This window comes from Bacillus sp. FJAT-27251 (assembly GCF_001273925.1).
Classification (GTDB): Bacteria; Bacillota; Bacilli; order Bacillales; family Cytobacillaceae; genus Mesobacillus_B.
Genome location: NZ_LIGG01000001.1, coordinates 774,512 through 796,869, shown reverse-complemented (window position 1 = coordinate 796,869; position 22,358 = coordinate 774,512). Strand labels below are relative to the sequence as shown.

21 protein-coding genes are annotated in these 22,358 nt (G+C 37.5%); all 21 read left to right on the top strand.

Going from position 1 to position 22,358, the window contains the following annotated elements; translation table 11 throughout:
• Positions 1 to 84: 84 nt before the first annotated feature.
• The 21 genes from ADU22_RS03785 to ADU22_RS03685 all read left to right on the top strand — a co-directional run bounded on the left by ADU22_RS03785 (position 85) and on the right by ADU22_RS03685 (position 22,315).
• On the top strand, positions 85 to 834 hold the full coding sequence (locus ADU22_RS03785; protein WP_053360982.1) for a YveK family protein: 750 nt from the start codon (positions 85 to 87) through the stop codon (positions 832 to 834).
• Complete coding sequence (locus tag ADU22_RS03780; protein WP_053360981.1) at positions 824 to 1,522, top strand: CpsD/CapB family tyrosine-protein kinase; 699 nt, start codon at positions 824 to 826, stop codon at positions 1,520 to 1,522. The genes ADU22_RS03785 and ADU22_RS03780 overlap by 11 nt, the downstream gene beginning before the upstream one ends.
• 103 nt (positions 1,523 to 1,625) lie before the next feature.
• Positions 1,626 to 2,390, top strand: coding sequence for a tyrosine-protein phosphatase (locus tag ADU22_RS03775; RefSeq protein WP_053360980.1), 765 nt, complete (start codon positions 1,626 to 1,628; stop codon positions 2,388 to 2,390).
• A gap of 359 nt (positions 2,391 to 2,749) precedes the next feature.
• Entirely contained in the window at positions 2,750 to 4,570 is a 1,821-nt protein-coding gene (locus ADU22_RS03770; protein WP_053360979.1) for a polysaccharide biosynthesis protein, read from the top strand.
• 13 nt (positions 4,571 to 4,583) lie between these two features.
• Complete coding sequence (gene galU / locus ADU22_RS03765) at positions 4,584 to 5,465, top strand: UTP--glucose-1-phosphate uridylyltransferase GalU (protein ID WP_053360978.1); 882 nt, start codon at positions 4,584 to 4,586, stop codon at positions 5,463 to 5,465.
• Between the two features lie 197 nt (positions 5,466 to 5,662).
• Positions 5,663 to 6,343 carry a PIG-L deacetylase family protein gene (locus ADU22_RS03760; protein WP_053360977.1) on the top strand — a complete coding sequence of 227 codons (681 nt, stop codon included), beginning with the start codon at positions 5,663 to 5,665 and terminating at the stop codon, positions 6,341 to 6,343.
• 22 nt (positions 6,344 to 6,365) lie between these two features.
• Positions 6,366 to 7,199, top strand: coding sequence for a formyltransferase family protein (locus tag ADU22_RS03755; protein ID WP_053360976.1), 834 nt, complete (start codon positions 6,366 to 6,368; stop codon positions 7,197 to 7,199).
• Positions 7,189 to 7,848 (top strand): sugar transferase, encoded by a 660-nt coding sequence (locus ADU22_RS03750; protein ID WP_053360975.1) that lies wholly within the window; start codon positions 7,189 to 7,191, stop codon positions 7,846 to 7,848. The genes ADU22_RS03755 and ADU22_RS03750 overlap by 11 nt, the downstream gene beginning before the upstream one ends.
• On the top strand, positions 7,845 to 8,717 hold the full coding sequence (locus ADU22_RS03745; RefSeq protein ID WP_053360974.1) for an NAD-dependent epimerase/dehydratase family protein: 873 nt from the start codon (positions 7,845 to 7,847) through the stop codon (positions 8,715 to 8,717). Before ADU22_RS03750 ends, ADU22_RS03745 begins: the two co-directional genes overlap by 4 nt.
• A 4-nt stretch (positions 8,718 to 8,721) precedes the next feature.
• Positions 8,722 to 9,960 carry a glycosyltransferase family 4 protein gene (locus ADU22_RS03740; protein WP_053360973.1) on the top strand — a complete coding sequence of 413 codons (1,239 nt, stop codon included), beginning with the start codon at positions 8,722 to 8,724 and terminating at the stop codon, positions 9,958 to 9,960.
• A gap of 3 nt (positions 9,961 to 9,963) precedes the next feature.
• Positions 9,964 to 10,983 (top strand): polysaccharide biosynthesis protein, encoded by a 1,020-nt coding sequence (locus ADU22_RS03735; protein WP_053364456.1) that lies wholly within the window; start codon positions 9,964 to 9,966, stop codon positions 10,981 to 10,983.
• A complete protein-coding gene (locus ADU22_RS03730) occupies positions 10,983 to 12,092 on the top strand; it encodes a capsular polysaccharide biosynthesis protein CapF (RefSeq protein WP_053360972.1) in 1,110 nt (369 codons plus the stop codon). Before ADU22_RS03735 ends, ADU22_RS03730 begins: the two co-directional genes overlap by 1 nt.
• Before the next feature lie 6 nt (positions 12,093 to 12,098).
• A complete protein-coding gene (gene wecB / locus ADU22_RS03725; RefSeq protein ID WP_053360971.1) occupies positions 12,099 to 13,226 on the top strand; it encodes a non-hydrolyzing UDP-N-acetylglucosamine 2-epimerase in 1,128 nt (375 codons plus the stop codon).
• Positions 13,223 to 14,431, top strand: a complete 1,209-nt coding sequence (locus ADU22_RS03720) for a glycosyltransferase (protein ID WP_053360970.1) — start codon at positions 13,223 to 13,225, stop codon at positions 14,429 to 14,431. The genes wecB and ADU22_RS03720 overlap by 4 nt, the downstream gene beginning before the upstream one ends.
• 44 nt (positions 14,432 to 14,475) lie before the next feature.
• Entirely contained in the window at positions 14,476 to 15,618 is a 1,143-nt protein-coding gene (locus ADU22_RS03715; RefSeq protein ID WP_053360969.1) for a glycosyltransferase family 4 protein, read from the top strand.
• A gap of 110 nt (positions 15,619 to 15,728) precedes the next feature.
• Positions 15,729 to 16,988, top strand: coding sequence for an O-antigen ligase family protein (locus ADU22_RS03710; protein ID WP_053360968.1), 1,260 nt, complete (start codon positions 15,729 to 15,731; stop codon positions 16,986 to 16,988).
• Between the two features lie 51 nt (positions 16,989 to 17,039).
• Entirely contained in the window at positions 17,040 to 18,266 is a 1,227-nt protein-coding gene (locus ADU22_RS03705; protein WP_053360967.1) for a lipopolysaccharide biosynthesis protein, read from the top strand.
• Between the two features lie 137 nt (positions 18,267 to 18,403).
• A complete protein-coding gene (locus tag ADU22_RS03700; RefSeq protein ID WP_053360966.1) occupies positions 18,404 to 19,729 on the top strand; it encodes a nucleotide sugar dehydrogenase in 1,326 nt (441 codons plus the stop codon).
• A 10-nt stretch (positions 19,730 to 19,739) separates the two neighbouring features.
• Positions 19,740 to 20,816, top strand: a complete 1,077-nt coding sequence (locus ADU22_RS03695) for a Gfo/Idh/MocA family protein (RefSeq protein ID WP_053360965.1) — start codon at positions 19,740 to 19,742, stop codon at positions 20,814 to 20,816.
• 1 nt (position 20,817) lies between these two features.
• Positions 20,818 to 21,759 (top strand): GNAT family N-acetyltransferase, encoded by a 942-nt coding sequence (locus ADU22_RS03690; protein ID WP_053360964.1) that lies wholly within the window; start codon positions 20,818 to 20,820, stop codon positions 21,757 to 21,759.
• A 94-nt stretch (positions 21,760 to 21,853) separates the two neighbouring features.
• Positions 21,854 to 22,315, top strand: coding sequence for an acyltransferase (locus tag ADU22_RS03685; protein WP_197280018.1), 462 nt, complete (start codon positions 21,854 to 21,856; stop codon positions 22,313 to 22,315).
• Positions 22,316 to 22,358: the final 43 nt, after the last annotated feature.

Genomic DNA, 22,358 nt, shown 5'->3' with positions numbered 1-22,358 from the left:
AAATTATGTCAAGAAACGGTAATTTTTGCAAGAAACTATGATATAATATCGAAAGATTTGTAGAAAAATAGGCGGAGGCTATGTATGGAAGAAACAATCAGTTTAAAAGAGTTGCTTCAGACCCTAAAAAAGCGGATGGCCCTGATTCTGGCAATTACATTAACAGCAGTTATTGTCTCAGGTGTAGTCAGCTTTTTCTTTTTAACGCCGATTTACCAGGCGTCCACCCAAATCCTCGTGAACCAGAAGAACGACGAACAAGCGATGTATAATGCGAGTCAAGTGCAGACTAATTTGCAGCTGATCGATACGTACAATGTCATCATCAAAAGCCCGGCCATCCTCGATATTGTTGCCGATGAGCTGTACCTTGGGTTAAACGCCCAGCAGCTGAATAAAAAAATCACTGTTGGCAGCGAAAATGGTTCTCAGGTCGTCAATATCTCTGTCCAGGATGAAGACCCGAAAGCAGCAGCAGACATTGCCAACACAGTGGCCAATGTGTTCTCAAAGGAAATCGTCGACATCATGAACGTCGACAATGTCTCCATCCTTGCAAAAGCGACCGTAACAGATGGACAGGCGCCAGTCAAACCTCAGCCGGTCCTGAATATTGCGATTGCCCTGGTCGTCGGCTTGATGGCCGGAGTCGGACTTGCCTTCCTGATCGAGTATCTCGATAACACCGTAAAAGATGAGCAGGATGTGGAAAGGCAGCTTGAACTTCCAATCCTTGGTGTCATCTCGGTCATCGATGATGCGACGATGGAACAAATTAAGCAGGGACGCTCAGCGCGAAAAACGAAAGTGAGAGGTGAGACACTTGGCTCTTAGGAAAAAGCAGAAACCATCAACCGAACGGCGGAAACTGGTCTCTTCTTATGATCCGAAGTCACCTGTATCCGAACAATACCGGACCATCCGGACGAACATCGAATTTTCCTCCGTGGACGAAGAAATTAAAACGATCATGGTCACCTCTGCAGGTCCAGGGGAAGGAAAGTCGACCACATCGGCCAACCTGGCTGTCGTGTTTGCGCAGCAGGAAAAGCGGGTGCTGATTGTCGATGCCGACTTGCGGAAGCCGACCACCCACTATACGTTCAACCAGACGAACACCTTTGGACTGACGACGGTGCTGGCCGGGCAGATGGCTTTAAAAGATGCCGTGAATTCGACAGATGTCGAAAACCTTGATGTGCTCACAAGCGGGCCAATCGCCCCAAATCCGGCGGAGCTGATGGGCTCAAAAAGCATGGACCGCTTCCTTCATGAGGTAAAAGAGTCCTACGAAGTCGTCATTTTTGATACACCGCCGATTCTCGCGGTAACCGATGCCCAGGTGCTCGCCAACAAAGTGGACGGTACTGTCATGGTGCTTTACAGCGGCCGGACAGAGATGGAGGAAGCAACCAGGGCGAAAGACCTACTGAAGTCAGCTAAGGGAAAACTGCTAGGCGCGGTTCTCAACCATAAGAAACTAGAAAACTCCGATTATTACTATTACTACGGTAAGAAATAGGACTTTCGACATACTTCGACAAAATACCCCCTTTGACGCTAGAGTAGTAGGATGGTAGCATTAAATAGGTAAATTCCGACAAGAAATGAAAGGAGTGTTTGCGATGATTGACGTACATTGTCATATCCTACCGGGAATCGATGATGGCGCCCAAACAATGGAAGACAGCCTGGAAATGGCAAGGGCGGCCGTCATGGAAGGCATCACCACGATCATCGCAACACCTCATCATAAAAATGGACGGTACGAGAATCCAAGGGAAGAAATCCTGAAGAGTTGCGAGCAGCTGAACAACCGTTTGCAGAAAGAAGGTATAGCGCTGGAGATTCTGCCCGGGCAGGAGCCCGCGATTTATGGAGAATTGATTGAAGACTTTGACAAAAGAGAACTGGTTCCTTTAAATGACACCCAGTTTCTGTTCGTAGAGCTTCCTTCCTCCCATGTGCCGCGCTATACCGAAAGAATGCTGTTCGATCTGCAGCTAAAAGGGATGATTCCGGTCATCGTACACCCGGAACGGAACCGGGAGATTCACGAAAATCCGGAGCTGCTCTACCAGCTTGTGAACAAAGGGGCACTCGCCCAGCTGACCGCTGGGAGCCTCACCGGCAAGTTCGGCAAGAAGCTCAAAAACTTCTCGCAGGACCTGGTGAGCGCCAATCTCGTGCACCTGATCGCATCCGATGCTCATAATGTCACAAGCAGGGCCTTCAACATGGCTGCTGCCTATGAGGAAATAAAAAAGTCATTCGGCACTGACATGCAGTATCTATTTATGGAGAATGCCGAGCTGTTACTAGAAGGAAGCAACATCTATAAGGAAATGCCCCAACGTGTGAAGAAGAAAAAGTTTCTTGGAATCTTTTAAACTTTAGGCCAACGGACTACTGACCAACAATAAAGAATCTTCCAAAAAACTTTACAGAGCCAAACCAAGCTGGAACTCTCCAGCTTCAGGAACTGTTCCTGACCGGTGATGCCTCCTTCCCGTTACAGACGGAGGCACTCGATCATGCTGTKGGATGTAAGAAATACAGCCTTAGACGCGCGATGTCGTCAAGAGCATGATGTGAGGGTGGGTTAGATGCCCAAACTTTAATGATATGTAAACCAAAAATATCTAATGAAAGCGCATAACAAACGAGCGTGTGCTTTCATTAGATATTTTTCTTTGGAATTTGTTTAATGAGTACACTAATTAGTACATAACCAAAAGGAGGAAAAAATTTGAGTTACCGTAACCGCGTCGCTTTTTTGGCTGGACTGGATTCGATTATCGTTTTTGCTGCCATTTATCTCAGTTATATACCCCTTCATCCGTCGATTCAAACCTTCAGCTATGAAAATATTTTACTGAGCGCGCTTGTTTTATTCGGTCTCCATCACGTCTTTGCTTCCATCCATATGCTGTACAACAAAGCATGGGAGTACGCAAGTGTCGGCGAAATCATCTCCATCGTCAAGGCAGTCACCTACTCCATCATTGGCACAGGTATTTTCCAATTGATGATGGGCTTTGAAATCTATGGCCGCGCCCTGTTCACGACCTGGACACTGCATGTCATCCTGATCGGCGGCTCCCGGTTTGCGTGGAGGATGTACCGCGATCACATTATGAAAAACAAGCAGGACATGGAGCGGCTGCTGATTGTCGGCGCCGGCCAGGGTGGCACGCTGGTCGCCCGCCAGCTGCTAAGCAATCCTGAACTGGGACTTAAACCAGTGGCATTCATTGATGACGATTTTCGCAAGTACAAGCTGCAAATCCTCGACATTCCGGTTGTCGGAACATCAAAAGGAATTGCCGATGCGGTTGAAAAATACAAAATCGATAAAATTGTCATTGCGATTCCGTCGCTAAGCAGAAAAGAAATCAACCGAATTTTTGATGAATGCTCAAAAACCAATGCCAAAACGCAAATCATGCCAAAAATTGAAGACGTCATGCTGGGTAGAGTTTCGGTCAGTTCGTTCCGCGATGTCCAAGTGGAAGACCTGCTCGGACGGGAGCCAGTCAAGCTCGATATTGAAGGCATCTCGGAATATGTTACGGCTAAAACGGTACTCGTCACAGGTGCCGGTGGCTCAATCGGTTCAGAAATCTGCAGGCAGATCTGCAAGTTCACTCCAGCTAAAATTGTCCTTGTTGGACATGGTGAAAACAGCATTTATTTAATTGATATGGAATTAAGAAATATATATGGGAAAAACATTGAAATCATCCCGGTCATCGGCGATGTCCAGGACCGTGAACGAATATTCGAAGTGATGCAAGAGCATCAGCCGGATGTCGTCTATCATGCAGCAGCACATAAGCATGTCCCGCTGATGGAATACAATCCACGGGAAGCTGTGAAGAACAATGTGTTCGGAACGAAGAATGTGGCGGAAGCGGCGGCTACCTTCGGAGTGAAAAACTTTGTGCTGGTCTCAACTGACAAGGCGGTTAATCCGACAAACGTCATGGGATCCACCAAGCGGATTGCCGAAATGATTATTCAGAAGCTTGCCCAGACAAGCTCCACGAAGTTTGTTGCTGTGAGATTTGGGAATGTTCTAGGCAGCCGAGGCAGTGTGATCCCGTTGTTTAAAAAGCAAATCCAGAATGGCGGCCCGGTTACTGTCACACACCCGGATATGACCCGTTACTTTATGACAATTCCAGAAGCATCAAGACTCGTGATACAAGCAGGTTCATTGGCACGAGGCGGGGAAATTTTTGTCCTCGATATGGGAGAGCCTGTCAAGATTGTCGATTTGGCGAAAAACCTGATTAAACTGTCAGGCTATACAATAGAAGAAATCGGCATCAAATTCGCCGGCTTGCGTCCGGGTGAAAAGATGTTTGAAGAGCTGCTGAATGAAAAAGAGATTCATCCTGAGCCAGTGTTTCCGAAGATCTTTATTGGGAGAGCAGTGCTGGACCAAGAGCAAGAGATACAGTATCTACTAGAACAGTTTGAGAGTTTTTCGGCAGCAGAGTTGAAAGAGTATGTAATTAATGTGGCGAATCGGAGAAAGAACAAAATGCTGACGTTAGCTAAGTAAGGGGGAGCTTGAAATGAAGAAAGTGCGTAAGGCGATCATCCCGGCTGCGGGGCTGGGAACAAGGTTTCTGCCGGTAACTAAAGCAATGCCAAAAGAAATGCTGCCAATTGTTGATAAACCAACGATTCAATACATTGTGGAAGAAGCGATTGCTTCGGGGATTGAAGACATTATCATTGTGACTGGTAAAGGCAAACGGGCGATTGAAGATCATTTTGATGTGGCCCAAGAGCTTGAACAAAATCTCGAATCAAAAGGGAAGTTCGATCTTCTTGAGAAGGTTCGCTATTCTACCAACCTAGCCGATATTCATTATATACGACAGAAAGAACCAAAAGGTTTGGGACATGCTGTCTGGTGTGCGCGTAACTTTATTGGGGATGAGCCATTTGCTGTACTGTTGGGTGATGATATTGTAAAAAGCGGCACTCCGTGTCTTAGGCAATTGATGGATGTACATGAAGAAACTCGATCCTCTGTAATTGGAGTCCAGACGGTTCCAGACAACGAAACACATCGTTATGGGATTGTTGAGCCTTCAGTTCAGGAAGGCCGGAGATATCAGGTTGATAACTTTGTAGAGAAGCCTGCGCCAGGTACGGCTCCTTCCAACTTGGCTATTATGGGCCGGTATGTTTTGACGCCGGAGATTTTTATGTTTCTTGAGCAGCAGGAAACAGGCGCTGGCGGGGAAATCCAGCTGACTGATGCTATTCAAAAACTCAACCAGATCCAGCGAGTGTTTGCTTATGATTTTGAAGGCAAGCGTTATGATGTTGGGGAGAAGATTGGGTTTGTGAAGACGACGGTGGAGTTTGCGTTGGAGAATTCGGAGTTGAGATCGGAATTAATACAGTATCTAGAAGAAGTAATGGAAAAAGTTAAAGTCAGATAACTACCGCAACCTCCTATTCGGAACAAAATTTGAATAGGAGGTTGTCTATTATTATGAGCAGCTTTTTGTATGAGTTTAAACCATATTCCTTTATTTTACCTAGTAGGTTAGTAGTTGGTTGGAGTACACTCCAACTAAGTGTTAAGTTACTAGGAATTAGCAATCACAGATATTAAACATAAGCGAGGTTAAAAAATATGTCGTATTTAGTAGTCGTAGCGCATCCGGATGATGAGGTATTGGGTGCAGGAGCCACAATGTATAAATTAGCGCAAGAAGGCCATTCAGTTAATGTATGTATTCTATCAGGAGAAGTGAATGCGAGAAACTTCCGGCCTACTACTGACGAGCTCAATGAAGATGTGAAAAGCTCCATGAATATTCTGGGGGTTGACCGAGTAATAACCGGTAACTTCCCCAATATAGAGTTCAACAATGCAGGACATTTAAAACTTGTCCAGTTTATTGAGACAGCGATTCTAGAGACGAATGCTGAAGTGGTATTTACCCATCACCCAGCAGACTTAAATAACGATCACCTTCATACCTCAATGGCTTGCCAGGCAGCTGTAAGGCTATTCCAGAGAAGAAGTGATGTTGCTCCTCTTAAAGAACTGCTTTTCATGGAAGTCCCGTCCTCTACTGAATGGGGCTTAAATAAAGCAATGAATCCATTCTCGCCAAATACTTTTGTTGAAGTAGGCGAAATTGGCGTTGATAAGAAGATCGATGCACTCGCGCAATATCGAGGTGTTATGAGAGATTATCCTCATCCTAGAAGCAAAGAAGCAATTAAAGGACTTGCAGCATACCGTGGCGGACAGTCAGGGATGGTTTATGCAGAAGCATTTGAAAGTGTATTTAGACGGGGATTTTAGTTTTTTGAGAGGATGAAATCAGTTGAAGAAAAAAATAGCATTCGCAACTTGTGTTCAATTAGGGCTAAGTTGTATTGAAGAAATATATCGTATTGGTGGGAACCTTGATTTACTCATTACGTTAAATGATGAAAGAGCGAAAAATAAATCTGGGAGAATTTATCTGGATGATATCGCCAGTCAACATGGCGCACCACTTTTAAAAATCGATAATATTAATGACCCTGAAGTGCTTAATGCTTTAAAAGAATATAAAATTGACTGGCTGTTCATTATCGGCTGGTCACAAATTGCGAAGAAGGAAGTCCTTGAAGCGCCTACATATGGCTGTATTGGAATGCACCCTACTTTATTGCCGGTTGGCAGAGGAAGAGCAGCTATACCTTGGGCCATAATTAAAGGGTTAAATCAAACTGGTGTAACGATGTTTAAGTTAGATGAAGGCGTGGATACGGGTGATATTATCGGTCAAGGTGTTATCACCCTTGATGAGGGCGCAACAGCAACTGAACTTTATCAAAAAGTAGATGAAATGCACATCACACTGATTTCTAAGTACTGGGGCGATATTGTTAATAACAATATTACACTTACGAAACAAGAAGAATCAAAAGCTACAGTATGGCCTGGAAGAAAGCCGGAAGACGGAGAGATCCTTAGCAGCATGACTATGAAAGAAGCCGATAGGTTGGTACGTGCTGTCACCCAGCCGTATCCTGGGGCTTTTTATAAGGATGGAGTTAAAACTTATAGAATTTGGTCCGCTAAAACTAATAAAGGCGAGGGCCTCATCCAACTTAGTGATGGGTATTTAACTCCTACTAATTATGAGATAGAGGGAAACCATGGAAGATAAAAAATTTCAAAAGTTCATTAAACGTTTGTTAGATATTGTTGTTTCGCTAATTGTTCTTATACCTTTTTTACCAATATGGATTTTCATTGCGATTTTAATTAAAGTTACCTCCGAGGGACCAATATTTTTCTTGCAAGACCGTCCGGGGAAAAATAAGAAAATTTTCAAGGTCTACAAATTCCGAACGATGAGACCTGGCTCAGAAAAAATGGTAAAGGGTCAGGAGGTAATGAAAGACGATGATCGCATTACTGCAATAGGCAAGTTTCTTAGGAGAAGTAAACTTGATGAAATTCCTCAAATACTGAATGTTTTGAAAGGTGAAATGAGCCTTGTTGGTCCCAGACCAGAGCGGGTAGCATCGCTTGCTGATTACGATGAGGAAATTTTTAAAAGGCTTAATATGAGCCCAGGCATGACAGGCTTGGCACAAGTTAGTGGAAACATCTATCTTTCCTTAGAGGATAGATACAAACTGGATGTTTATTATGTTGAGAACTTTAAGATTTTGCTCGATCTTAGAATCCTAATCAGAACGGTCGGAGTCGTACTTTTCGGCGAAGATAAATATGTGGACAAGTCATTAGTTGATTTCCATCATTCAACAAAAGAAGCAGCTGTAGCAAAAGAGGAGACTGTCTCTAAATGAAAAATATCCTAATAACCGGAGTTAACAGTTATATAGGCAGTTCCTTTAAGGAATGGGTTTCAAAGTATCCTGAAAAGTATTCTGTCGATACAATCAGTGTTCGTGATCAGCAGTGGAAAAACATATCATTCTCAAAATATGATGTTATTCTTCATACTGCAGCGATTGTTCACGTGAAGGAAATGGATACAGCCCAATACTTTAAAATAAATAGGGATTTAACAGCAGAGCTGGCTGAAAAGGCAAAATTAGATGGCGTAGGGCAGTTCGTTTTTTTAAGTACAATGGGCGTTTATGGTACTGAAACAGGATATATCACGGAGGACACTATCCCGAACCCCAAAACACCTTACGCCCAATCAAAGCTTGAGGCAGAAAAGATATTATCTGAAATGAACACTGAACACTTTAAAATTTCCATCATAAGGCCTCCGATTGTGTATGGAAGGAATTGTGTCGGAAATTATCCTCGGCTCGCTAAAATGGCAACAAAATTACCGTTCTTTCCTGACATAGATAATGAACGTAGTATGCTATATATTGACCATTTGTCAGAATTCATTCGTCTAGTAATAGATAAACAAGCATATGGATTATTCTTTCCACAAAATGCGGAGTATGTAAACACAGCCTACTTGGTGAAGCAGATTGCAAACGCGCATAGAAAGGCTCTAACACTTACAAACTCAATGAATACTCCAGTTAAGCTTTGCCTAAAATGGTCTGAAACATTTAGGAAAGTCTTTGGGTCCTTTGTATATGATAAAGCTATGCCTGGTGGTCCAGGGACTTTGCTAAATGGTGAAATACTTAATTATGAAACCATAACATTTGAAGAAACCATAAACTGTACTGAAGGTAKGGATTAAGTATATGAGTAGGAAAAAGAAAGATGTTTTATTTTTATGTCAATACTTTTATCCTGAATACGTCTCATCAGCTACCCTGCCTTTTGATACTGCTGTCGCTCTTAGTAAAGCTGGTTTCACAGTGGGAGCCATTGCTGGTTATCCAAAGGAGTATAGTTTTACTGGTGAAGTACCATTAAGGGAAGTGCACGAAGGCATCGAAATTAACAGATTAAAGTACCTGCAGGTTAAAAGGAGTAATATAATCGGCAGACTAGTGAACTATTTCTCTTATACCTTTTCAGTTGCTTTGCACTTTAGTGAACTAAGAAAGTATAAAACCATCATTGTTTATTCAAACCCTCCGATTCTTCCGTTCATTGCAGCTCTTGCAAATAAATTTTTTAAAACAAAGGTTGTCTTTGTTAGCTATGATGTTTATCCAGAAATGGCTTATATAACAAATACGATTTCCAAGGATAGCATGATTAGCAAGATGATGAAATGGGTTAATCAGGTTGTCTTTAAACATGTTAATAAAGTAGTTGCTTTATCAAATGAGATGAAAGCTTATTTACTTAAAAATAGATCATCATTATCAGAAAAACAGGTTGAGGTTATTCCTAACTGGTATGAGGACAAAGGAAAAACTGTTCAAGCAGATACCATTAATAATGAACTGTTTCAGTCAATAAATAACGATGATAATATAGTTGTCTCCTACTTTGGAAATTTAGGGATTTGTCAGGACCTCGATACAATAGTGGATGCTATCCGAAATGTAAAAAACGATACAAATGTTCAGTTTCTATTTGCCGGACACGGAAATAAAATGCAGTTACTAAAGGATATTGTCCAAAAAGAAAAGCTTGAGAATGTTAAAATATTCGACTTCTTGCACGGTCAAGATTTTCAAGATGCACTAAGTATAAGTGACGTATTTATTGTAAGCCTTGCTAATGGATTAACCGGACTAGCGGTTCCTAGTAAAACTTATAGTTATATGATGGCTGGCAAACCAGTAATTGCAATTATGGGAGCAGATTCTGACATTGCAAAGGATCTAGTAGAGAATGAAGCGGGTTATTCGATTCAAGTAGGGGAAAGTTCAAAATTGGTTGAGGCCATCCAAGAACTGCAGAACGACAAAGAGAAACGAGAAGATATGGGGGACAATTGCAGAAATATATTCCTTGAAAAATATACAAAGGAACATTGCACCCAACAATATGTAAATATGATGCGAGAATTACTGGAGGACTAAATGATGTTTAATGATAAAACTTTATTAATCACAGGCGGCACAGGGTCATTTGGAAATGCCGTAATGAAAAGATTCTTAGATACAAATATTAAAGAAATCCGCATTTTCTCACGTGATGAGAAGAAACAGGATGATATGCGTAAATTATATAAAAATGAAAAGTTAAAATTTTATATTGGGGATGTGAGGGATCTTGCGAGTGTGAAAAATGCAATGCATGGTGTTGATTATATTTTTCATGCAGCAGCACTAAAGCAAGTTCCTTCTTGTGAGTTTTTCCCAATGGAAGCAGTAAAAACGAATGTAATTGGAACAGAAAATGTCCTAACGGGTGCGGTTGAAATGGGTGTAAAGAAAGTTATTTGCTTGTCTACAGACAAAGCGGCATACCCAATTAATGCTATGGGGATTTCTAAAGCGATGATGGAAAAAGTTTTCGTAGCAAAAGCTAAAACAGTTGATTCGGAGAGAACCCTTATTTGTGGGACAAGGTATGGAAATGTGATGGCTTCCCGGGGCTCTGTGATCCCATTATTTATTGATCAGATTAAAAAGGGACAGCCCTTAACAGTGACGGACCCTAATATGACAAGATTCTTAATGAGCCTGGAAGAAGCAGTAGAGCTTGTCGTATTTGCGTTTCAAAACGCAGAAGCCGGGGACATCATGGTACAAAAAGCCCCTGCCTCCACAATTGGGGATCTCGCACAAGCAATTAAAGAACTCTTTAATGCAGAAAACGAGATAAAAGTCATTGGTACTCGTCATGGGGAGAAGCTATATGAAACCTTATTGACAAGGGAAGAGCATGTGGTTGCGCAGGATTTAGGCGGTTTTTACCAAGTACCTGCTGACACAAGAGACCTTAACTATGATAAGTATTTTGTTGAAGGGGACCAAAAGCTGTCTAATGAAGAAGAATATAACTCTCATAATACCGAGAGATTAAATATCGAACAGATAAAAGATAAATTATTAACATTAGACTATGTTCGTGAAGAGTTGAAAGGTTGGAACCTATAATGAAGATTCTTGTGACCGGTGCAAAAGGGTTTATTGGTAAAAATCTTGTTGCTGAGTTGAAGAACCGGGGCTATGAAGATATCTTTGAGTACGGTCGAGAAACCGATCCGGCGTTGCTTAATCATTACTGCGAGAATGCAGATTTTGTTTTTCACCTAGCCGGGATAAACCGTCCTAAAGATCCGTCTGAATTTATGGACGGCAACTTTAGTTTTACCTCTACGCTTCTAAGTACACTAAAAAAGTATCATAACACTTGCCCGGTAATGATTTCTTCTTCTTCGCAATCTGTTTTGGATAATCCTTACGGAAGAAGTAAAAAAGCTGGGGAGGAACTCCTGTTTAATTATAGTAAAGAAACAGGAGCTAAAGTGCTGGTTTACCGCTTACCAAATGTGTTTGGGAAATGGTGTAAACCTAATTATAATAGTGCAGTTGCTACCTTCTGTTATAACATTGCGCGCGACTTACCCATCACTGTTAATGACCCAAGCGTCGTAATGAATTTAGTTTATATTGACGACGTAGTCGAAGAGCTTATTAATGCGTTAAATGGAAACCAAACTACGACCGGAAAATTATGTGAGGTTCCAATTGTGCATACTGTAACACTTGGGAAAATAGTAGAGCTTATCAACTCTTTCAAAAGCAGTCGGGTAGAGCGTTCTATTCCTGATATGGCTGATTCGTTTACAAAAAAGCTATATAGTACGTACTTAAGCTATTTGCCAGAAGACCAGTTCAGTTATCCACTAAAGATGAATATAGATCATCGAGGTTCGTTTACAGAGTTTATTAAAACTCCTGAGAGAGGACAAGTCTCAGTAAATATCTCTAAACCTGGCATTACAAAAGGCAACCACTGGCATCATACAAAAAATGAAAAATTTCTCGTGGTAAGCGGCAAAGGTGTCATTCGATTTAGGAAGATTGATTCAAACGAGGTCATTGAATATTTTGTTAGTGGAGAAAAGCTAGAGGTGGTCGATATCCCAACAGGCTACACACATAATATCGAAAATCTCGGTGATATTGATATGGTCACAATTATGTGGGCAAATGAGTTTTTTAATCCCGAGATGCCAGATACTTACTACTTGGAGGTATAACATATTATGAAGAGATTAAAAGTTATGACAGTTGTAGGTACTAGACCCGAAATCATTAGACTGTCGGCTGTTATAAATAAATTAGAAGAATCGAATGCGATAGATCATATCCTTGTTCATACTGGGCAAAATTACGACTATGAGTTAAATGAAGTATTTTTCGAAGACTTTAAATTAAAAAAGCCCGATTATTTCTTGAATGCTGCTACCGGCACAGCAGTAGAAACGATCGGTAATATCCTGGTGAAAATTGATCCTATTTTGGATGAAGCAAAACCAGAGGCGCTTCTAGTCCTAGGTGATACAAATAGCTGTTTATGTGCAATAGCAGCAAAACGACGACAAATTCCTATTTTCCACATGGAAGCAGGAAACAGATGCTTCGACCAAAGAGTGCCTGAAGAAACTAACAGAAAAATCGTTGATCATATTGCTGATATTAACTTAACCTATAGTGATATTGCCAGAGAGTACTTATTAAGAGAAGGACTTCCTGCTGATAGAATTATCAAAACTGGAAGCCCTATGTTCGAAGTCCTCTATTCAAGAAAAGAAGACATCGAGAAGTCTGATGTATTATCTAGATTAGAACTTGAAGAAGGAAAGTACTTCGTTGTATCGGCCCATAGAGAGGAAAATATCAACTCAGAAACGAATTTCCGTGATTTGGTCGATACTTTGAACGCTATTGCTGAAAAATACAATCTTCCTGTAATTATCAGTACACATCCAAGGACACAAAAAATGATTGAATCAGAAGGAATCAAGTTTCATCGTTTAGTAAAAATACTAAAACCATTAGGTTTTAATGACTATGTTAAACTTCAACTCAAATCCAAAGTTGTCCTTAGTGACAGCGGAACAATTAGTGAAGAATCCTCCATCCTTAATTTCAAAGCCCTGAATATTAGACAAGCACATGAAAGGCCCGAGGCAATGGAAGAAGCTTCAGTTATGATGGTAGGATTAAAACAAGAGCGAGTACTACAAGGATTAGAGGTCTTAGAAGCCCAAGAGAAAGACACTTTAAGAAGAGTTTTGGACTACAGCATGCCTAATGTTTCTGAAAAAGTACTGAGAATTATTTTGTCTTATACATCTTATATTGAAAGAGTTGTTTGGGGAAAAAAATGAGGGTATTGCAAATTAACTCTGTCTGTGGAATTGGAAGTACTGGAAGAATAGCAACTGATATTCATAAACTAGTGATTGAACAAGAACATGAAAGCTATATTGCTTTTGGAAGAGATGTGGCAAGGAATTGCGATTCAACAATAAAAATAGGTTCTGTTGTAGATAATTATGCTCATGTTGCTAAAACAAGAATATTAGATAGACACGGGTTTGGCTCAAAAAAAGCAACACACGAGTTTATTAATAAAGTAGAGAAATTAAATCCAGATGTTATTCATTTACATAACATACATGGATACTATATTAATATTGAAATTTTATTTGACTATTTAAAAAAGGCAAATAAACCGGTAGTATGGACTCTCCATGACTGTTGGGCATTTACCGGGCATTGTGCATACTTTGATTATGTAGGGTGTAATAAATGGACAACCGGCTGTTATGCATGTCCCGAGAAGAAATCCTACCCTGCAAGTATCATTGTTGATGATTCAGAAAATAATTATTTAAAGAAAAAAGATATATTTACTGGTGTACCTAACTTAACTATTGTTACTCCTTCAAAATGGTTGGCTGGTTTAGTTAAAAGGTCATTTTTAGGTGGATATCCAGTTAAAGTAATAAATAACGGGATTGACTTAGAAATGTTCAAACCAACGAATAGTACTTTTAAAGAAAAATGTAAAATTGAAGATAAGTTTATTATCCTAGGGGTTGCTAGTATTTGGGACCGAAGAAAAGGACTTGACTATTTCATTGAACTTTCAAGCCAATTAGATGAGGACGAGTTGGTAGTATTAGTGGGCCTATCAGAAAAGCAAAGAGAGAATTTACCTCGAAATATTTTGGGTATTAGTAGGACAAACCGTATTGAAGAATTAGTAGAACTTTATTCATTAGCTGATATATTTGTTAACCCAACTATGGAAGAGGTGATGGGTATGACAAATGTCGAATCATTGGCTTGTGGAACGCCCGTTATAACATTTGATACAGGCGGTAGTGTTGAATGTGTCGATGAAAATACGGGCACTATAGTAGAAAAAGGGAATTTAAGTAAACTAAAGGATGAAATATTTAATTTTAGAAGAGGCATAAAGAATTTCAATCCAGAGAAATGTATAGAAAGAGCTCACCTTCTATATAATAAAAATCATCGGTTTAAGGAATATTTAGATATTTATTCTGAAAAAATATTAATATGATTAATTCCTAAGCTAGTTGAATATATTTTTTAGGGGAGGATTTAATGAAGATTTTACACATATGTTTAGCATCTGCCTATACTGAAGGTATGGCCTACCAGGATAATTTATTACCAGCTGAAAATGCAAAAGCTGGCCATACCGTTACTATCATTTCTGATTGCTACAAATACGAAAGTGGTAAACTCAGAGAAACTGAGGCTATTGACAAACTACTACCTGATGGGACGAGGTTAATTCGTCTAAAATTTGATAGAGTGGTTAATAGTTTAATTAGTAATAAAGTCCGGAAGGTTCCTAATTTATATGAAATAATCACACAAATTCAACCGGATGTAATAATGTTGCATAATCTATCTACCCTTGAAATTTTAAGTGTTGCAAGGTATAAAAAATACAATCCCAAGGTAAAATTGTATGCAGATAGCCATACAGATAGAAATAATAGTGGTTTAAATTGGATTTCTATGAAGTTGTTGCATAAGTCTTTTTATAGGATTCTTATTAAAAAGGCAATACAATATTTTGATAAAGTTTTTTATATAAGTTTTGAAACTAAGCAATTTTTAGAGGAAATATATAAAGTTCCAGGAAACCTTTTGGAATTTTATCCTTTAGGGGGAACAGTCCTAAGTGAGGATCAAAAATTTCAGTATAGAAAAGAAAAGCGTGATGAATTAGGGATTGCAGAAAAAGACATATTACTTTGTCATTCTGGGAAAATGGATGTGAGAAAAAAAACCTATGAGATCATAAGCAATTTTAGTAAGATTTCAAATCAAAATATTAAATTAATACTTATCGGCGCATTTTCTGAAGAAATCAAAGAAAAAGTATTACACCTTATGAAAAATGATAAACGGATAAAATTTTTAGGATGGCAAAATTCCGAGGAATTATTAAAGTATATTGCCGCTTCAGACTTGTATTTACAACCGGGAAGCCAAAGTGCAACTATGCAAAGTGCATTATGCGTTGGAACACCTGTTCTATTTGAAAATGTAAAGAGTCATGAAGATTTTATGAGGGGAAATGCTTTTGCAATTAATAAATGTGAGGAAATGGAAAAGATATTTAATCAAATCATTGAGAATCCTAATATATTACAAGAGATGTCGAAAAAGGCCTATGCTTTCTCTAAAGAGTCGTTGGATTATAAAATATTGGCTAACAGAATTACAATATAAGGTGCGGTAGAATGTGAAGACTAGTAAACCTCCGTTAAATGTAATAAAAAGGGCAAGGTGGCATGTAAATAAAAAATCTCGCGAAGTGATGTTAAAAAAGAGGTAGTAATATGCTTAAATATTTATTTCTATTAGGTGTTATGGGTGAATGGGTATTTTTTTTAGTGTTATCTTTATTTAATTATTCATATGCAGGATCAAGTGAATCAAATATATATATATTATATTGGGTAATTATATTTTTATTAACTTTTATTGTGTTAATAATATATATCTTTAATTATATAAAAATAGGAAGGTTTCCTAAATTGTTTTTGTCCAATATACTCCCTGTACTTTTAATTTTAATACTATATTTAATCAGTTTTTCATTATTCGGTTTTAATGAGAACGGAAATCTATATTATGCAAAAATCTTTGTGTCTATGTGTATACCAACCTTCTTTTTGGGGTATCTGTGTTCAATTCAAAACAAAGAGAATCAGCTTATTGATGTCATAGTAAAATTTGTCCTTTTTGGAACATTCATCTTAACAATAAGTTTGTATAGATTAATAACTGAAAATACAGATGTTAGCAGTCTAGATTCAATTGGGGGAGTTGGAAGGTTAGGGATTGGCTATTTGGCAGCACACTTTTTTATTGTTACCTTTTATATCTTCCTTTTCTATGACGATAAAAAGTGGAACTTATATTTACCCTTTTTTCTTAAGGGCAAGTTTAAAAACCTAATTTTATTTATAATGCTAACGATTCAGCTTTCAACTGTAGTCTTTTCTGGCTCTAGAGGTCCTCTTCTTAATTTAATATTAGTATCTCTACTAATTATTATTATGAAAATTCGTCAAGGTAATATAATTGCATTTGTTAAAATGATTACTAGTGTTTTTTTAATATTTTTATTTATAATTTTTATGTTTAATAACTTTGCGCAAAATTTTTTCTCACTTAGTACTGAAAGGACTTTAACCTTATTCCAATTGGATGAAGACTCCTGGGCGGGGGGGAGTGGTCGCGAAAAACTTTATCCATTAGCACTAAATATGTTTTCGGAAAGTCCCTTTCTCGGTAGCGGGCCCATGGGATTTTTAAGTGAGAGTGGAGCGAATATGCATCCTCACAATATTATATTGGAAGTTATGGCAGATTATGGTCTCGTTGGCTTGTTATTAATTATCTTGTTTTTTTCTTTTATATTTAAGAGATATAGCCAAAAAGCAAAGATAAATACAAGTATCTTCCTAGTTTTATTTTTATTTTTCAGTTCCTTAATTGAATTACAAGTAAGTGGAACATTTATGGCCAATGCAAGATTATGGTTTTTTATTGGTTTAGGCATGGGATTTATTAATATAAAGGAAAAGATCTAATAAAATAAATATAACATCTTTTTGTTTGGAAGGTATTGGAGCTTAAGAATTATGCGGATAAAGAATAGCAACACAAAGGTTTTTATATCTGATATCATTTTGAATATTTTAGGAACGGGTTTTACAGCTGTAATCATTCAGTTTATTGTATACCCCTTTCTTAATAAAGGAACAACCCTTGATAATTTTGGTGAAATCATAATAATGATGACAGCAGTAAATATTGTCGGTGTTCTTTTAGGAAACTCATTGAATAATATAAGGCTTATCTCTGCAAAGGAATATAATAAGGAACAGATTAATGGTGATTTCTCGGTAATTTTATTTTTGGCCAGTATTGTTAATATAATATTCATGCTAATCATTATCAACTTCTTATGGTCTTATCAGACTAATATAGAAAAAATTCTCTTGGTACTTTTATCACTTTTCACCATGTTAAGAGGATATTTAACTGTAGATTACCGTTTGAAACTGAATTATAAAAAAATTCTCCAACATAGTCTAGTATATAGCTTTGCCTTGTTAATAGGTAGTTTTGCAATATTTGTAACGGAAATATGGCAGTTAGTCTTTTTATTTGGTGAAATAGTATCTTTTGTATTTTTATACAAAACAACCGACCTTCTAAAGGAACCAATCAAGGTCTCCATTAAATTTAAAGGCACTCTTAAACAATATGCTATGTTAAGTATTTCTAGTTCAATAGCAAATATTCTAAGTTATTTAGACAGAATTATTATTTCAGCCTTATTAGGATCTCACCAAGTAGCTATATTTTTCGCTGCAACAGTAATAGGTAAAATGTCTAGCTTTATTATGTCTCCTATTTCAGGAGTAGTCTTAAGTTATATTTCGAATATAGATAGAAAAATGACTTTAAAGATTTTTTCTATTTTAAATTTTGGTATTTTGATTTTTAGTACTATAGCTTCAATATTTACATTTTATGTTTCCAAGTATGTATTAATACTTTTATATCCTAATTATTATAGTGAATCTTTAAGTATTTTGTTTCTTGCTAACCTTGGTATAATTCTGTTCGCAAGTTGTACTCTTTCACAAACTATCTTATTAAAGTATAGTCCCACATATTTACAAATTGTTATACAAATATCGTACGGGTTTGTCTATTTAGTGAGCGGGATACTAATGATTAATTTGGATGGACTGATGGGTTTTAGCATTGCTGCACTAATAGGTTCAGTTTTTAAATTTCTATTAATTTTCTTCATTGGCATGGTAACTTTTAGAAAGAAAGAGGTCATATTATTATGATAGTTTAGTGGAATTGTGAACATTTTTGGAAGTTTTACTAAAGAGATTATGAATAAACGAATGCAAATTTGAGGCAGGAAAAAATTAATAGTTGGTAAGATTGTGTGCTGTAACCATTAGGAGGGGGAAGATTAGATATGAAATCTACTACGACAACTGGAAACTTAAAAAAGAGATTAATAAATAAAATGGCAACACTTGGAGTAATTGGACTTGGATATGTTGGACTACCTCTTGCTGTTGAGAAAGCAAAAGCGGGTTTTAAAACGATTGGATTTGATATACAAGAATCAAAGGTTGATATGGTTAATTCGGGTAATAATTATATTGGTGATGTAGTCAATGAAGATCTTAAGGAAATTGTAAAGTCTGGGCTACTTATAGCTACTACAGATTTTGCTCGTGTTGCTCAAGCAGATTGTGTATGTATATGTGTCCCGACACCACTTGATGAATATCAACAACCTGACATAAGTTATGTAAAAGCTTCTGCTGAAAGTATCGTTCCGTATATGCATAAAGATATGTTAATTGTTTTGGAATCTACTACTTATCCGGGGACTACAGAGGAACTTATCAAGCCTATTCTTGAAACCTCGGGATTAAAATGCGGTGAGGACTTTTATCTAGCATTCTCTCCGGAACGTGTCGACCCAGGGAACCTAATTTATAAAACTAAAAATACACCAAAAGTAGTTGGTGGAATTACTCCTGAATGCACCGATGTTGCGGCTGCTCTATATGAGAGCATATTAGAAGCACCGATTCATCGTGTGTCTTCTCCTGCTGTTGCAGAAATGGAGAAAATTCTTGAAAACACATATAGAAATGTCAATATTGGTCTTGTAAACGAGCTTGCTATCTTAAGTCATAAAATGGGTATTAACTTTTGGGAAGTCGTTGACGCGGCTAAATCAAAGCCTTATGGATTTCAGGCATTTTATCCTGGCCCAGGACTTGGTGGGCATTGCATACCACTTGATCCATATTATCTATCCTGGAAGGCACGCGAATATGGCTTCCATACTTCAATGATCGAATCTTCTATGATGGTAAACGATCGTATGCCTGAATATTGTGCCGAGAGGTCTAGTAAAATTTTAAATAGACAAAAAAAGGCGGTCAATGGATCAAGGATACTGGTTTTGGGAGTGGCATATAAACAAGACATTGAAGATTTTAGGGAAAGTCCTGCAATCCGTGTTATTGAGGAACTGGAAAAAGAAGGAGCAGAAGTTGTTTACTTTGACCCATTTGTCCCTGAATACCGTGAACACGGGAAAGTTAAGAAAGGCGAATTGGAATTAACTGCTGAATTAATAAGAAGTGCCGATATAGTTATAGTAACTACGGCTCACACTATGGTTGATTACGATTTTGTACAAGAACATGCAAAGGCAATCTTCGATACGAAGAACGCTATGAAAAATGTAAAAAATCGAGATAATATCGAATTATTATAGGGGGTTCATTATGAGTCTGAAATATGCAATTATTGGATGTGGAAGAATTTCACCGAATCATATAGCTGCTGCAATTGAAAATAATCTTAATATTGTTGCTCTATGTGATATAGTACTCGAAAATATGCAAGACAAGCTATTAGATTTTAATCTTCCAGAATCAACAACTTTATATACTAACTACAAAGAGATGCTGGAAAAGGAAAAACCTGAATTAGTTGCCATATGTACGGAAAGCGGTAATCATGGACAAATCGCATTGGATTGTATAGAGGCAGGAAGCAACTTAATTATTGAAAAACCCATTGCACTTTCCCTTGAAGAAGCTGATGAAATTATCATGAAATCTAAAGAAATGAATGTAAAGGTAAGTGCCTGCCATCAAAACAGATTTAATAAGTCAGTTCAAAAAATTAGAGAAGCAGTAGAAGAAAAGCGTTTTGGACGACTCCTTCATGGAACAGCCCATATCCGTTGGAACAGGGGAGAAGACTACTATAAGCAAGCTCCTTGGAGAGGAACTTGGGAGCAAGATGGTGGGGCACTTATGAATCAGTGTATTCATAATATTGACCTTTTAAGATGGATGATGGGTGACGATATAATTGAAGTTGTTGGGATGACAGACAACCTGAATCATAGTTTTATAGAAGCAGAGGATTTGGGTATGGCCCTTATTAAGTTTTCTAATGGAAGCTATGGAATTGTTGAAGGAACGACAAATATCTATCCAAGAAACCTTGAAGAAACACTCTATATTTTTGGAAACAAGGGAACAGTTAAAGCAGGTGGTAAATCAGTAAATCTTATTGAGGAATGGGAGTTTGCTGATAAGAAGGATGATCCGAATGAAGTAAAGGAGAAGTATCAAGAAAATCCTCCTAATGTATATGGGTTTGGTCATTACCCATTATATGCCGATGTAATTGACGCTATTAAAAATGATAGAGAACCTTATGTAACTGCAGAAGACGGTAGAAGGGCAATTGAACTTGTACTTGCCATTTATAAATCATCTGCGGAAGGGAAGAGTGTGAAACTTCCTATTCAGAAGTGCAGTACCCTTGATTTTAAAGGTAGGTTTTAGTATGAGTGAACGAAAAAAAAAATACATTCAGCTTTGTCAAGAGAATGATATTCCAATTTTCTCTCAATATTTTTGGCTTGATGCGGTGTGTGGTGAAGAGAACTGGGATGTGATATTAATTGAAGAACAAGGTAATATACTTGCAAGTCTTCCGTATTACCTAAATTATATAGAAGGTGGATTTGAAATAAGAAAGGCACCTTTAACTCAAAATAATGGTGTATTTTTTTATTACCCTAGTAAAATTAAGTATGAATCAAAAATTTCATTTGAACATAAAGTTCTAGATAAAGTAATAGATGAAATTGAAAAATTAAATATCTCAAATTTTAGACAATACTTCCATTATAGCTTTGAAAATTGGTTGCCTTTTTACTGGAGAGGTTACACTCAAAGTACTAGATACACTTATATTATTGAAGATACTAGCAATATAGAAGCAATTTATAAGAAATTTAACGGTAATATAAGAACAAATATCAAAAAGGCAGATAGTATTGTAAGGGTGTACGACGACTTATCTTATGAGGATTTTTATAACCTAAATAGAAAAACATATGGACGCCAAGGTTTGGATATACCATACAGTTTTGAACTATTCGAAAGATTATACCAAAATTTGGATAAAAACGGACTGGTTAAAATTCTTACTGCAAAAGATGAGAAAGAAAATATACATTCTGCTGCATTATTTGCTCAAGACAGTGATAGTGTATATTATTTAATGAGCGGATCTGACCAGGAATATAGATCATCACAATCCTTAACTTTACTCATTTATGAGGGGATAAAATTAGCGAGTCAACATGGTAAAAAATTTGACTTTGAAGGAAGTATGAAAAAAAATATAGAAAAATTTTTTAGGCAATTTGGAGCCGTTCAGGTGCCATATTTTGATATAAGTAAGGTATTTAATAAAAGAACTGGTCAGAAAAATGATTAATTTATAATAAAAATATTAGGGGAGTTATTGAAATACACTATTAATTATGAAAAAACAAATTTTATCAATGATAGATCAAATGATTTATAAATTCTTGGATAAAAATGTGGATGTAATGCCTAAAAGGTTTGTAAAATTCATTGCTAATTACTATACAGACGCGAGGATTAGGAAAAAATACTGGAGAAAATTAGGAATTCAAATGGGTAAAAATACTTATCCTAATTTAGGATTTCAGTCAACCTCTAATGGAGAAGATTTAGTGGTGATAGGTGATAATGTTTCAATTGCACCTAATGTAGTACTCGTAACGGAATCTAATGCAAATAACGGGAAAGAAATTAATGAAATACCTTATGTGAGAAATAGGTTGACAAAAAAAGAAAAAATAATAATAGAAGATGAAGTCTGGATAGGTACTAATGTAGTAATACTCCCGGGAGTTACAGTAGGTAAATGTTCAATTATCGGGGCTGGGAGCATTGTTACAAAAGATGTGGAGCCTTACAGTATTTATACAGGAATACCAGCAAGAAAAAGTGGAAGCCTGTTATAAATTAGGGCCAAATGAGGTTATTTGAATGGTGTTTATAGTAAAA

Bases quoted from the DNA above. Each gene is read 5' to 3' on its own strand.
- ADU22_RS03785 (WP_053360982.1), top strand. From the start codon at position 85: ATGGAAGAAACAATCAGTTTAAAAGAGTTGCTTCAGACCCTAAAAAAG.
- ADU22_RS03775 (WP_053360980.1), top strand. From the start codon at position 1,626: ATGATTGACGTACATTGTCATATCCTACCGGGAATCGATGATGGCGCC.
- galU (WP_053360978.1), top strand. From the start codon at position 4,584: ATGAAGAAAGTGCGTAAGGCGATCATCCCGGCTGCGGGGCTGGGAACA.
- ADU22_RS03760 (WP_053360977.1), top strand. From the start codon at position 5,663: ATGTCGTATTTAGTAGTCGTAGCGCATCCGGATGATGAGGTATTGGGT.
- ADU22_RS03750 (WP_053360975.1), top strand. From the start codon at position 7,189: ATGGAAGATAAAAAATTTCAAAAGTTCATTAAACGTTTGTTAGATATT.
- ADU22_RS03740 (WP_053360973.1), top strand. From the start codon at position 8,722: ATGAGTAGGAAAAAGAAAGATGTTTTATTTTTATGTCAATACTTTTAT.
- ADU22_RS03735 (WP_053364456.1), top strand. From the start codon at position 9,964: ATGTTTAATGATAAAACTTTATTAATCACAGGCGGCACAGGGTCATTT.
- ADU22_RS03730 (WP_053360972.1), top strand. From the start codon at position 10,983: ATGAAGATTCTTGTGACCGGTGCAAAAGGGTTTATTGGTAAAAATCTT.
- wecB (WP_053360971.1), top strand. From the start codon at position 12,099: ATGAAGAGATTAAAAGTTATGACAGTTGTAGGTACTAGACCCGAAATC.
- ADU22_RS03720 (WP_053360970.1), top strand. From the start codon at position 13,223: ATGAGGGTATTGCAAATTAACTCTGTCTGTGGAATTGGAAGTACTGGA.
- ADU22_RS03715 (WP_053360969.1), top strand. From the start codon at position 14,476: ATGAAGATTTTACACATATGTTTAGCATCTGCCTATACTGAAGGTATG.
- ADU22_RS03710 (WP_053360968.1), top strand. From the start codon at position 15,729: ATGCTTAAATATTTATTTCTATTAGGTGTTATGGGTGAATGGGTATTT.
- ADU22_RS03705 (WP_053360967.1), top strand. From the start codon at position 17,040: ATGCGGATAAAGAATAGCAACACAAAGGTTTTTATATCTGATATCATT.
- ADU22_RS03700 (WP_053360966.1), top strand. From the start codon at position 18,404: ATGAAATCTACTACGACAACTGGAAACTTAAAAAAGAGATTAATAAAT.
- ADU22_RS03695 (WP_053360965.1), top strand. From the start codon at position 19,740: ATGAGTCTGAAATATGCAATTATTGGATGTGGAAGAATTTCACCGAAT.
- ADU22_RS03690 (WP_053360964.1), top strand. From the start codon at position 20,818: ATGAGTGAACGAAAAAAAAAATACATTCAGCTTTGTCAAGAGAATGAT.